Origin of the sequence: Serratia sp. PL17 (genome assembly GCF_017832355.1) — a bacterium.
Taxonomy (GTDB): Bacteria; Pseudomonadota; Gammaproteobacteria; order Enterobacterales; family Enterobacteriaceae; genus Serratia.
The window spans coordinates 72619-85159 of sequence record NZ_JAFIBY010000011.1; the positions used below are offsets into that span (position 1 = coordinate 72619).

15 protein-coding genes are annotated in these 12541 nt (G+C 53.0%); 8 read left to right on the top strand and 7 right to left on the bottom strand.

The features are described from left to right. Complete coding sequence (locus JOE25_RS24710) at positions 1–1098, top strand: glycosyltransferase (protein ID WP_209640114.1); 1098 nt, start codon at positions 1–3, stop codon at positions 1096–1098. 34 nt (positions 1099–1132) lie between these two features. On the opposite strand, the gene JOE25_RS24715 is transcribed toward JOE25_RS24710, so the two are convergent. Beyond that, positions 1133–2146 carry a glycosyltransferase family 9 protein gene (locus JOE25_RS24715; protein WP_209640229.1) on the bottom strand — a complete coding sequence of 338 codons (1014 nt, stop codon included), beginning with the start codon at positions 2144–2146 and terminating at the stop codon, positions 1133–1135. Between the two features lie 125 nt (positions 2147–2271). Here JOE25_RS24715 and waaA point away from each other — a divergent pair, with 125 nt between their 5' ends. From waaA to coaD, 3 genes are read left to right on the top strand one after another with little or no spacing between them, the layout of a single operon-like run. Beyond that, positions 2272–3549, top strand: coding sequence for a lipid IV(A) 3-deoxy-D-manno-octulosonic acid transferase (waaA, locus tag JOE25_RS24720; protein ID WP_209640118.1), 1278 nt, complete (start codon positions 2272–2274; stop codon positions 3547–3549). Beyond that, on the top strand, positions 3550–4323 hold the full coding sequence (locus tag JOE25_RS24725; protein ID WP_209640121.1) for a glycosyltransferase family 2 protein: 774 nt from the start codon (positions 3550–3552) through the stop codon (positions 4321–4323). A gap of 3 nt (positions 4324–4326) precedes the next feature. Beyond that, positions 4327–4812 (top strand): pantetheine-phosphate adenylyltransferase, encoded by a 486-nt coding sequence (coaD, locus tag JOE25_RS24730; RefSeq protein ID WP_037421730.1) that lies wholly within the window; start codon positions 4327–4329, stop codon positions 4810–4812. Here the strand turns inward: coaD and mutM are convergent, their stop codons facing one another. From mutM to radC, 4 genes are all read right to left on the bottom strand, one after another. Next, positions 4813–5622: a bifunctional DNA-formamidopyrimidine glycosylase/DNA-(apurinic or apyrimidinic site) lyase gene (mutM, locus tag JOE25_RS24735; RefSeq protein ID WP_209640123.1), complete on the bottom strand. Its 810-nt coding sequence runs from the start codon at positions 5620–5622 to the stop codon at positions 4813–4815. A gap of 160 nt (positions 5623–5782) precedes the next feature. After that, on the bottom strand, positions 5783–5950 hold the full coding sequence (gene rpmG / locus JOE25_RS24740; protein WP_004392084.1) for a 50S ribosomal protein L33: 168 nt from the start codon (positions 5948–5950) through the stop codon (positions 5783–5785). Positions 5951–5961: 11 nt separating this feature from the next. Next, on the bottom strand, positions 5962–6198 hold the full coding sequence (gene rpmB / locus JOE25_RS24745; protein WP_004931195.1) for a 50S ribosomal protein L28: 237 nt from the start codon (positions 6196–6198) through the stop codon (positions 5962–5964). Between the two features lie 263 nt (positions 6199–6461). Then, entirely contained in the window at positions 6462–7145 is a 684-nt protein-coding gene (radC, locus tag JOE25_RS24750) for a DNA repair protein RadC (RefSeq protein WP_209640126.1), read from the bottom strand. 179 nt (positions 7146–7324) lie between these two features. Here radC and coaBC point away from each other — a divergent pair, with 179 nt between their 5' ends. The 3 genes from coaBC to slmA all read left to right on the top strand — a co-directional run bounded on the left by coaBC (position 7325) and on the right by slmA (position 9835). Then, entirely contained in the window at positions 7325–8542 is a 1218-nt protein-coding gene (gene coaBC / locus JOE25_RS24755) for a bifunctional phosphopantothenoylcysteine decarboxylase/phosphopantothenate--cysteine ligase CoaBC (RefSeq protein WP_209640129.1), read from the top strand. Further along, positions 8520–8978, top strand: coding sequence for a dUTP diphosphatase (gene dut, locus JOE25_RS24760; protein ID WP_209640132.1), 459 nt, complete (start codon positions 8520–8522; stop codon positions 8976–8978). Before coaBC ends, dut begins: the two co-directional genes overlap by 23 nt. Before the next feature lie 260 nt (positions 8979–9238). Then, positions 9239–9835, top strand: a complete 597-nt coding sequence (slmA, locus tag JOE25_RS24765) for a nucleoid occlusion factor SlmA (protein ID WP_037421744.1) — start codon at positions 9239–9241, stop codon at positions 9833–9835. Positions 9836–9882: 47 nt separating this feature from the next. Here slmA and pyrE read toward each other — a convergent pair whose 3' ends face one another. Then, positions 9883–10524, bottom strand: coding sequence for an orotate phosphoribosyltransferase (gene pyrE, locus JOE25_RS24770; protein WP_037421748.1), 642 nt, complete (start codon positions 10522–10524; stop codon positions 9883–9885). A 92-nt stretch (positions 10525–10616) separates the two neighbouring features. Then, positions 10617–11333, bottom strand: coding sequence for a ribonuclease PH (rph, locus tag JOE25_RS24775; RefSeq protein WP_209640135.1), 717 nt, complete (start codon positions 11331–11333; stop codon positions 10617–10619). A 126-nt stretch (positions 11334–11459) separates the two neighbouring features. Here rph and JOE25_RS24780 point away from each other — a divergent pair, with 126 nt between their 5' ends. Then, the gene (locus tag JOE25_RS24780) at positions 11460–12323 is read left to right on the top strand and encodes a YicC/YloC family endoribonuclease (RefSeq protein WP_209640138.1); all 864 of its coding nucleotides are present in this window, start codon (positions 11460–11462) and stop codon (positions 12321–12323) included. Positions 12324–12541 lie beyond the last annotated feature (218 nt).

The following is a 12541-nucleotide window of genomic DNA, read 5'->3' on the forward strand; positions in this document are numbered from 1 at the left end:
ATGCGTATTCTGATGATTATCGACGGCCTACCCGGTGGAGGCGCGGAAAAAGTGGTGCTAACACTGTGCCAGGGCATGCAGCAAATGGGCCATGACGTTAGCCTGATTTCGTTACGCGATGTCTGTAACTACCCGATCCCCTCCGGTATTCACTATCAGGTCGTCGCCGATCACAATCGCTCACCCTGGCGTAAAGTGACGGAGCTATCACGCCGTGCTGCCGCACTGGATCGCGCGATAGCCGACATTGAGCGCCAACATGGCATCTATGATTTGGTGTTCTCCAACCTGCATAAAACCGATCGCATCGTCAGCCGCAGCAAGTTGCTCTCCTCAGACCGCCTGTGGTTCTGCATTCATGGCATCCTGTCGACGTCCTATCTCGGTCACCGCAAAGGGCTGGATCGTTGGTTGAAACAGCGGAAAATCGCTGCGGTTTACCAAGGCAGAAATATAGTTGCCGTCTCACAGGCCGTAGGGAACGATTTACAGCAAAACTTGCCGATCCACCCAAGCCGGTTAGCCGTGATCAACAACCCGTTCGATATTGATGCTATTGCACAGCAAGCAGCAGCCCCCTGCGAGCTGGCTGGCCAGGATTACCTGGTGCACGTTGGGCGCTTTCATCCACACAAACGGCACGATCGTTTGTTGAAAGCCTATGCGCTGTCGGGCATACAGGCGCCATTGGCCCTGGTTGGAACCGGCAGCGAAGCTAACATAGAAGAAGCGAAACAGCTGGCAAACCAATTAGGTATCGCAGAGCGTGTGCTCTTCCTCGGATTCCAGGCTAACCCCTATCCGTTTATTCGCCATGCATCATTGTTGGTGCTCAGCTCTGACAGTGAAGGCTTTGGCAACGTGCTGGTGGAAGCCCTGCTGTGCGATACGCCGGTAGTCAGCACTCGCTGTCCGGGTGGGCCTGCGGAAATTCTGGAAAAAGCGGGAATGGATAACGCACTGGCGGAACTCAATGAAAAATCATTGGCAGAAAAAATGGCAGAAATTTACGCCAAACCACCCAAAATCAATCATGACCAATTGCTGAGCTATGGATTAACCCCTATTTGCCAGCAGTACCTGGGCCTCAAAAAATAATTTAAAGGCAGGGGAAACCCTGCCTTATTGATAATTAATTTAATGCCTGTATTTTATCCCAGACATCATCAACGGGCACATCAATACAATCGCCCGATTCAGTTTGCAGAATATGATAACGCCCAGACCAGGGGTGCCAAGATTCTTTATCCGTATCGCCAAAGAATACAACCATATCTTTATTCAGCGCCGCAGCCAGGTGCATTTGTCCACCGTCACTGCACAGCACTCTGTCGCATAAATCGAAACCGGCCAGTAATTCACGTACTGACGCCGTTGGATACAGTGCTACACGCTCATTTTGACACAGCGCCAACAGTTGCTCTGCGCGTTTTTGATCGCCAATATCGTCCGGCGTCAATGTCCCCTGCGGGGACCAGAAAATCAAGACGCCCGTGTTCTTCTCAGCAAGTAAGCGGTTGATAATTTCGGCATAGCGCTCTATAGGCCAACGTCGTTTAGGGCTACGGCTGCTGATGTGAACAGCGCACAATCGATCGACCGGTGGCAGGTATTCTTGCAAACGCTTCGCGGCCTGTTGGCGCTCTTCCTGGGTCAAAAACACCCGTACCGGGGGAATCGGAATATGTTGTTCAGTAATGGCCGAGAGGTAACTGTAAGTATGTTCTACCTGGTGCTTGCCACTAAAATTTTCTTTGCGGAAAGGATGATGAATATCAGACGTCCCCAAATCTGCGCCAATAATATTACTGACACCCGCCATTTTTGCCAATCGCAGGCTGTACTTACAGGGGACGGGGTTAGCCAAGATCGCCGCATCGAATTTTATTTTTCGCAGTTTCAAAAAAATCATCAGTCGCTCAAAATAAACCCCTAATGTGGATTCATTCTTCGCCTTGTGCTTTGCCTTTTTGTAGACAAACACGTTTTCAAGATGGGGGTTATTTTTTACAACATCCTGGCTGACTTTATTGATTAACAGATAAAGTTTGGCATCCGGATAGGCAATTTTCACCCCTTCGATTAGCGGGGTAGTACAAACAAGATCGCCAATGTTGTCACGGCGAATAATTAAAATATTCTTCATTCCAAGCCTATCAGCGAAATCTCTCGCCTGTTGTCTGAAACTGACACCCAAGGTTACCAAATTAGCGCCTTTCCCTTCCAGTTATGGTACTATTCTGAATAACCCATATAAATGAAATTGATAGAATGTTGCTGCGTTTATATCAGGTACTACTCTACCTCATCCAACCCCTGATCTGGCTTCGCTTACTGTTGCGCAGCCGCAAAGCTCCAGCCTACCGTAAACGCTGGGCAGAACGCTATGGCTTCTGCGCCGGGAAAGTCGTTCCAGGCGGCATCATGCTACATTCCGTCTCCGTAGGTGAAACGCTGGCCGCTATTCCATTGGTCCGCGCGCTCCGCCACCGCTACCCTTATTTACCGATTACTGTGACCACGATGACGCCGACAGGTTCAGAGCGTGTGCAATCCGCCTTCGGTAAAGACGTTCACCATGTTTATCTGCCTTATGACCTGCCCGGTTCGATGCGCCGCTTCCTGGATCAAGTGAATCCAAAACTGGTCATCATTATGGAAACCGAGCTGTGGCCGAATCTGATCAACGCACTACACCAACGTCAGATCCCTTTGGTGATCGCCAATGCCCGCCTTTCCGCCCGTTCTGCCGCCGGTTATAAAAAAATCGGCGGTTTTGTCCGTGATATGCTGCGCCGCATTACGCTGATCGCCGCACAAAATCAGGAAGACGGTGAGCGCTTTGTTGAACTTGGCCTTAAGCGCTCACAACTCACCGTGACCGGTAGCCTGAAGTTCGATATTTCCGTGACTCCAGAGCTGGCAGCGCGAGCCGTCACGTTGCGTCGTCAATGGGCACCGCGCCGCCCAGTGTGGATCGCCACCAGTACCCATGAAGGTGAAGAAAGTATTCTGCTGGCTGCGCACCGAAAACTGCTGGAAAAACACCCTGACTTGCTACTGATCCTGGTACCACGTCATCCAGAACGCTTCTCTACCGCCAAAGAATTGGTGCAAAAAGCCGGTTTCAGTTACACCCTGCGCAGCAGCGGCGAAATCCCTTCCGGCGGCACCCAGGTAGTAATCGGCGATACCATGGGTGAACTGATGCTGCTGTATGGCATTGCCGATCTGGCCTTTGTGGGTGGCAGCCTGGTAGAGCGCGGTGGGCATAACCCACTGGAAGCCGCCGCACACGCCATCCCCGTGCTGATGGGCCCCCATACTTTCAATTTTAAGGATATCTGCGCCAAGCTGTCGCAAGCCGGGGGATTGATCACCGTGGCCGACGAAGAATCGTTGGTCAAGGAAGTGACTACGCTACTTACCGACGAAGACTATCGTCGCTATTACGGCCGTCACGCGGTAGAAGTGCTGTATCAAAATCAGGGAGCGCTGCAGCGCCTGCTGCAACTGTTGGAACCGCACCTGCCGCCACGGAGCCATTAAATGAGCAACCGCAAAAGCCTGTCGGTGGTGATTATCGCCAAGAACGAAGCCGGGCTGCTGCCGGATTGTCTTCGCTCCGTAGCATGGGCAGATGAAATCATTCTGCTCGACTCAGGTAGCGAAGATAACAGTGTCGCCATTGCCGAAGATCTGGGTGCCAAAGTATTCACTCATACCGACTGGCAAGGTTTCGGCAAACAGCGTCAGTTGGCACAGAGTTACGCCTGCAACGACTATATTTTGATGATCGACGCCGATGAGCGTGTTACGCCCGAACTTCGCCAATCCATTGAACAGACACTCGCCGCACCGGACGATAACCACGTCTACAGCTGCGCGCGCCGTAACCTGTTCCTCGGGCGTTTTATGCGCCACAGCGGCTGGTACCCAGATCGTGTCAACCGTCTGTATGCCAACCAACGCTACCGCTATAACGACGATCTGGTACACGAATCACTTCATATCAACGGGGCGAAAGTCGTGCCGCTGAGCGGCGATCTGCTCCATCTGACCTGCCGTGATTTCTTTGCCTTTCAGCGTAAACAACTGCGTTATGCCGAAGAATGGGCCAATCAGCGCCATCTGGCCGGTAAGCGCTGCAGCTATGTTTCGATAATCACCCACACCCTGGGTGCGTTCTGCAAAACCTGGCTGCTGCGGGCTGGCTTCCTGGACGGTAAACAGGGGTTGCTGTTAGCGGTGGTCAACGCGCAATATACTTTCAATAAATATGCCGCACTCTGGGCATTGGGCCGCAACTATTCAGAGAAGTGAATCATGACCCGTAAAGCCATCTACCCCGGTACTTTCGATCCCATGACCAACGGCCACCTGGATTTGGTGACGCGTGCGTCAAAAATATTCGATCACGTCATCCTGGCTATCGCGGCCAGTCCGAGCAAAAAGCCACTGTTCACGCTGGAAGAGCGCGTAGACTTAGCCACTCAAGTGACGTCACACCTGGATAATGTGGAAGTATTGGGGTTCAGTGAACTGATGGCACATTTTGCCGCTCATCAGAATGCCAATATTCTGGTTCGCGGCCTGCGTGCAGTCTCTGACTTTGAATATGAGTTGCAGTTGGCGAATATGAACCGCCATTTGATGCCCACGCTGGAAAGCGTATTCCTGATGCCTTCCGAAGAGTGGTCGTTTATCTCTTCTTCTCTGGTAAAAGAAGTGGCACGTCACGGCGGCGATATCGCCCCTTTCTTGCCGGACGTGGTCACTCAGGCATTATTCGAGAAACTCGCCAAACAATAATCAACGCTGGCAACGCCGACAGAAGAAAGTACTGCGTTGCCCGTGCTTGGCCGATTCAATTGGTGTACCGCATACGCGGCAAGGTTCACCAGCCCGACCATATACCTGCAATTCCTGCGCGAAATAGCCAGGCTTGCCGTCCGACTGCAGGAAATCACGTAACGTCGTGCCTCCCTGCTCAATAGAACGCAGCAAGACAGCCTTAATGGTTTCCACCAACACGTCAGCCTCCACTTTGCTTAACGAGCCTGCCGGGCGGTCTGGGAGGATCCTTGCGGTAAACAACGATTCGCTGGCGTAGATGTTGCCAACCCCCACCACCAGCTTGTTATCCATTAGCCAGGGTTTGATCAGCGTACGCTTGTTGCGAGATTTCTCGAACAGGTAGGCGCCGTTAAACGCATCACTCAAGGGTTCCGGTCCGAGATGGGCCAACACGTTGCTTGCCGCCAGATCGTCACACCATAGCCAGGCACCAAAGCGGCGCGGATCGGTATAACGCAGCGTCATACCATTGCTGATAACCAGGTCAACGTGGTCGTGTTTACCCGCTTCTGTCTCTTCGGCCAACATGCGCAGGCTGCCAGACATCCCCAGATGAACGATAATCCAGCCGCTCGCCAGTTCAATGAGAAGATACTTGGCGCGTCGCTGGACACTGAGTACCGGCTGGTCGCTCAGCGCCAGAATTTGCTCGGAAACGGGCCAGCGCAGACGTGCATTGCGCACCACGGCATATTGAATGCTATGACCGACAAGATAAGGTTCAATACCGCGACGGCTGGTCTCAACTTCTGGTAATTCAGGCATTCCACGCTCCCCTTTGCTTTTCTCTACCCTATGATTCCAAGCAGCACAGCTTATGTAGCTTCACATCCCCTGTAGCTCATTTATGTAAGTAACAGGCAATGGGTATCCCTTATAACGCAAAAAACCCGGCCAAGGCCGGGTTTTTATTAATCCACTAAAATTATTTAATTTTAGCTTCTTTGTAGATCACGTGCTGGCGGACAACTGGATCGAATTTCTTCAGTTCCAATTTTTCCGGCTTAGTACGCTTGTTCTTCGTGGTGGTATAGAAGTGACCAGTACCAGCAGAAGAAACCAGCTTGATCTTCTCGCGAACACCTTTAGCCATGATGCAGTTCCTTAATACTTCTCACCACGGGCACGCAGATCGGCCAAGACCGTCTCAATACCCTTCTTATCGATAACACGCATACCTTTAGCAGATACACGCAGCGTTACAAAGCGCTTCTCAGCCTCAACCCAAAAACGGTGTGAGTGCAGGTTCGGCAGAAAACGGCGTTTGGTCGCGTTCATTGCGTGGGAACGGTTGTTACCGCTCACCGGGCGCTTGCCAGTAACTTGGCAGACTCGGGACATGTCTATTCTCCAAAAATCAAATCAGCTCGAGCTTCGTATAGGGTATGGCCGCCTCGTCAGGCTTTTAGAGCCCATCTCAGCAAACTTCATACTGAGGAGACTCTCGTCATCAGGTCAGAAACCACACATCAGGTTAGAAACCTGCTGAGATAGGCTCTTACGCCAAACCCAAGATTCTCAAAGGTGGCGTAGTATACGCTCTGAAGCGTAAGTGCTCAAGTCCCGAACAGCTAAAGATCCCACAAGGATCGCGAAAAAATCGCTTAAAGCCATCCGCGCTCGGCAAAAGAGACGCATTCACCCCGACCTATCACCAAATGATCGAGCACTCGGATCTCCAATAACAGGCAGGCACTTACCACTTGCTCTGTTATTAAACGGTCGGCATGACTGGGTTCAGCCTTACCCGAAGGATGATTATGCGCCAGAATAATGGCGGCCGCATTAGCCTTCAACGCTTCGCGCACAATTTCTCTCGGGTATACGACAACGCTGCTGATGGTACCAGCAAACATCTCCTGATGGCGAATAACACGGTGCTGATTGTCTAAAAACAATACCAAAAACACTTCTCGCTCATGATGGGCCAGCAGGCTTTGCAAATAATGCTGGGTCATTTTGGGGTTAAGCATGGCATTTTCCTTTGCCAGATGGCTGGAAAAGAAGCGGAACGCCAACTCTGAAATGGCCTGAAGTTGGGTATAGCTGGCATTACCCAACCCCTTGTAGCTGCAAAAAACCGAATGATCCGCTGACATCAGATGATAAAGCGAGCCAAACTGCACCAGTAACTCTTCCGCCAACTGCATAACATGCACGCCAGGAAACCCCGTGCGTAAAAAAATGGCCAACAGCTCTGCATCGGACAGCGCCGACGCGCCGTAGTGCAACAATTTTTCCCGTGGTGCCAGCGTATCTGGCCACAAGGTGATTACCTGACTGCTCATCATCGCCTCCCGAAAATGCCACAGCATGCCATGTGACAAAGAAGCCGACGACAGGTGCTTGATAACATTGCGAAGTGCTGCGCAACCTATGATGTAACGGGATGCAGATACAGTGGAATCGCTCACCCGTCTGGCGGTTATGCTAAAATGGCACATCTTTCGGATTCAATCGGACAATCATGATGACGGGACTCTCCGGCAAACATATTGTACTGGGTATCAGTGGCGGTATCGCCGCTTACAAATGCCCGGAACTGGTACGTCGCCTGCGTGACAGAGGCGCGGAAGTGCGTGTGATAATGACCCATGCGGCGAAGGCCTTTATTACGCCGTTGACGCTACAGGCCGTGTCCGGTTATCCGGTCTCAGATGATCTGCTGGATCCCGCAGCCGAAGCCGCGATGGGGCATATCGAGCTCGGCAAATGGGCGGACCTGGTCATACTGGCACCGGCCACCGCCGATCTGCTGGCACGCGTCGCCGCTGGCATGGCCAACGACCTGCTGACAACGGTTTGTCTGGCCACCGCTGCACCGATCGCCGCAGCACCTGCCATGAACCAACAGATGTACCGCGCCGCCGCTACCCAGGCCAATCTGCAAACCCTGCAGGCTCGCGGTATGCTGCTGTGGGGGCCAGATAGCGGTAGTCAAGCCTGTGGCGACGTCGGCCCAGGCCGCATGATTGATCCGCTGGATATCGTTGAACTGGCAAACAATCATTTCTCCGCACCGCAAGATCTGCAACATTTGAAGATTATGCTCACCGCCGGTCCAACCCGTGAAGCGCTGGACCCGGTGCGTTTTATCAGCAACCACAGTTCAGGTAAAATGGGCTTTGCCATCGCCCGGGCCGCCGCAGCACGCGGTGCGCAGGTCACGTTGATTGCCGGGCCGGTTAACCAACCGACACCACCACATGTCACCCGGGTAGATGTCATCAGCGCGTTGGAAATGGAGCAGGCAGTGCAGCAACGCGCCGCTCAGCAGGATATTTTTATTTCCTGTGCAGCCGTGGCCGATTACCGTGCCGAACAAATTTCCGATGAAAAAATAAAAAAACAGGGTGATGAAATCATCCTCAAAATGGTAAAAAACCCCGATATCGTTGCAGGCGTCGCAGCGATGACGAAAAAACGCCCCTTTGTCGTGGGGTTTGCCGCCGAAACCCAGAATGTGGAAGAATACGCGCGACAAAAACTGGCGCGTAAGAAATTGGATTTAATTTGCGCCAATGATGTATCGCTTGCAGAGCATGGGTTTAACAGCGACACCAATGCCTTGCACCTTTTTTGGCAGGATGGAGAAAAGCGCCTGGCGCTGAGCGACAAAGCACTCCTTGGCCAACGTTTAATAGACGAGATAGTCAGCCGTTATGATGAAAAAAATCGACGTTAAAATCCTCGACCCGCGTATTGGAAAGGATTTCCCTTTACCGACCTACGCAACCCCAGGCTCGGCAGGTCTCGATCTGCGTGCCTGCCTGGACAACGCCGAAGAACTGGCACCGGGTGAAACCACGTTGTTACCTACCGGTTTGGCTATCCACATCGCCGACACGAGTCTGGCTGCGGTGATCCTGCCGCGTTCAGGTTTAGGTCATAAGCACGGTGTGGTACTGGGCAATCTGGTCGGCCTGATCGACTCTGATTACCAGGGCCAACTGATGGTTTCCGTCTGGAACCGTGGCCAGAAATCCTTCACGATTGAACCCGGTGAACGCATCGCACAGATGGTATTTGTGCCTGTTGTACAAGCCGAATTCAATCTGGTTGAAGAGTTCGACAGCAGTGAACGTGGCGAAGGCGGCTTTGGCCATTCCGGTCGCCAGTAAGCGCTGCTCAATACCTAAGTACCGACAAGGAAACGTCGCCTGAAACCTTGCCACCTCAGAGAGAAGGACATCTCTACGGCAAGGTTTGGCTGACAACGATTACAGCGCACACCAGGGCGCATGGAGAGTTCAGGTCGTTAAGGCCGCTGACCCCAGCATCGTAAAAAAGCTATCACATAAGCCCTACAGAGAACGCTCTGTAACGGCCGGTGCCCGGGTTTCCGAAAGTCTAAGCAGTTTTAGCAAGGGTCTAATCAGACATGGCAGAAAAAGAAAATACCAAAAGGAACCGGCGCGAGGAAATACTGCAGGCATTAGCCCAGATGCTGGAGTCCAGCGACGGCAACCAGCGTATTACCACCGCTAAACTTGCCGCTAACGTTGGCGTCTCCGAAGCTGCACTCTACCGGCACTTTCCAAGCAAGACACGGATGTTCGACAGTCTGATCGAATTTATTGAAGACAGCCTGATAACGCGCATCAACCTGATCCTGCAGGACGAAAAAGAGACCTTTAACCGCCTGCGTCTGATTTTGCTGTTGGTACTGGGATTCGCCGAACGCAACCCTGGCCTGACGCGTATTATGACCGGTCACGCACTTATGTTTGAACAGGATCGGCTGCAGGGGAGAATCAATCAGCTGTTTGAACGCATTGAGGCACAGCTGCGCCAGGTGCTGAAAGAACGCAAGCTACGTGAAGGTAAAGGTTTTATTGTAGATGAGACGCTGTTGGCCAGCCAACTGCTGGCCTTCTGCGAAGGTATGCTATCACGCTACGTTCGTTCCGAATTCCGCTACCGCCCAACACAAGAGTTCGAAGGGCGTTGGCCACTGCTGGCGGCACAGCTGCAATAAACCTTACGCCGGGCGCGTTTTGCGCGCCCGGCTGAATAAAGCGTGCGTTAAACGCCGTACTGCTCGCGATAAGCACGCACCGCCGCCAGGTGATCGGCCATTTCCGGTTTTTCTTCCAGATAAACAATCAAATCCTTCAGCGTCACGATGGAAATCACCTTACAGTGATAATCGCGCTCAACTTCCTGAATAGCAGAGATATCCGCACGACCCCGTTCCTGACGGTCAAGCGAGATCAGTACCCCGGCCAACGTTGCACCGCCCGCGCCAATGATTTCCATCGATTCACGGATCGCCGTTCCGGCAGTGATCACATCGTCTACCAGCATGACACGGCCCTGCAGCGGACTGCCCACCAGCGTCCCGCCTTCACCGTGAGTTTTGGCTTCTTTGCGGTTAAAGCAGTAAGGGACATCACGGTCATGATGTTCCGCCAGTGCAACAGCCGTGGTCGTGGCGATAGGAATCCCTTTGTAAGCCGGGCCAAACAGCAAATCGAATTCGATGCCAGAATCAATCAATGCTTCGGCGTAGAAGCGCCCTAACAGCGCAAGATCACGCCCAGTATTAAACAAACCGGCATTAAAAAAATACGGGCTGGTACGGCCGGATTTCAGGGTGAACTCGCCGAATTTCAATACCTGCTTGTTAAGCGCGAACTCGATAAACTGGCGCTGATAGGCTTTCATTACTGCTTCTCCTCATCTGGTCGGTTAGATCTGTGAATACTGCCACCCGAACGTCGGGCGTAAAAAAGGCGACTCTTGAGTCGCCTTAAAAATTAATCTGCCAGCGCCGCTTTCTGCGCCTGGAAGATGGTTTCAATGCCCCCTCGGGCCAGCGCCAATAGCGCCAATAGCTCGTCGTGGCTAAACGGCTCACCCTCGGCGGTGCCTTGCACCTCGATCATGCGACCATCTTCCATCATCACTACATTCATATCCGTTTCTGCTGCGGAGTCCTCGACGTACTCCAAATCACACAGCGCTTCGCCGTTAACGATACCGACGGAGACCGCCGCAACCAACCCTTTCATTGGGTTGGCTTTCAGCTTGCCATTGGCCACCAGCGCATTTAGCGCATCAGCCAGCGCAACGCAGGCACCGGAAATAGACGCGGTGCGGGTACCGCCGTCAGCCTGCAATACGTCGCAGTCGAGCGTGATGGTGAATTCACCGAGTTTTTTCAGATCAACCGCCGCACGTAACGAACGGGCGATCAAACGCTGAATCTCCAGCGTGCGGCCGCCCTGCTTGCCTTTGGCCGCTTCGCGGGCGTTACGGCTGTGGGTAGAGCGCGGCAGCATGCCGTACTCAGCGGTGATCCACCCTTGCCCCTGACCCTTCAGGAAGCGCGGAACGCCCTCTTCTACTGTGGCGGTGCACAAAACTTTGGTATCGCCAAACTCAACCAGCACTGAGCCTTCAGCGTGTTTGGTATAGTGACGGGTCAGTGTCAGTGGGCGAACTTGTTGTGGTGCTCTGCCTGCAGGACGCATGGGCTCTCTCCGGCTTCTAATCAACGTTTGGCTGCGCATTATACGGGCTTCGTGACGTAATGCCTATCCTGCCCGCAGGTCCAACGCTATAATCGGTTCATCTTTTCCTATTACGGGTACGCATCAATGATCCGCAGCATGACCGCCTACGCCCGGCGTGAAATCAAGGGTGAATGGGGCAGCGCAGCTTGGGAGCTGCGTTCCGTGAACCAACGCTATCTAGAAACCTACATCCGTCTGCCAGAACAATTCCGCAGCCTGGAGCCGGTGATCCGCGAACGTATCCGTGGTCGCCTGACCCGCGGTAAAGTGGAGTGCAACCTGCGTTTCGAACTGGATCCGAGCGCACAAAGCTCAATGATCCTGAACGAAAAACTGGCAAAGCAGCTGGTTGAGGCTGCTAACTGGGTCAAAATGCAGAGCGACGAAGGTGAAATTGACCCTATCGACGTACTGCGCTGGCCTGGTGTGATGTCCGCCCAAGAGCAGGATCTGGACGCTATCAGCGCACAGCTGATGCAGGCACTGGATGGCGCACTGGATGACTTCATCATTGCGCGTGAAAGCGAAGGTACTGCACTAAAATTGCTGATCGAACAGCGTTTGGACGGCGTCAGCGCCGAAGTGGTCAAGGTACGCGCCCAAATGCCCAACATCCTGCAATGGCAGCGTGAGCGTCTGGTCAGCAAACTGGAAGAGGCTCAGGTGCAGTTGGAAAACACCCGCCTGGAGCAAGAGCTGGTGCTGATGGCGCAACGTATTGACGTCGCCGAAGAACTGGACCGCCTGGAAGCCCACGTAAAAGAAACGCACAACATCCTGAAGAAAAAAGAAGCCGTGGGCCGCCGCCTCGACTTTATGATGCAGGAATTCAACCGCGAATCTAATACCTTGGCGTCCAAGTCGATCAATGCCGAAGTCACCACTTCCGCTATCGAGCTGAAAGTGCTGATCGAGCAGATGCGCGAGCAGATCCAAAACATCGAGTGATACGTTCCTTCATTCGTATAAGCCCGCATTCGCGGGCTTTTTTACGACTATGTTCTGGGTAGCGCGGCATTCCCAATGTTTATTCCCCGACGTTAAGCCGGCCAACATCGCGAACCATAAAGAAATGCACGCCGGATGCTACGTGGGGATTGGCATTGTTTATGAAAAACTGTGACTAAGAGGCCATAGAGGGTCATTGGCAACGTATCTCGCTGGCT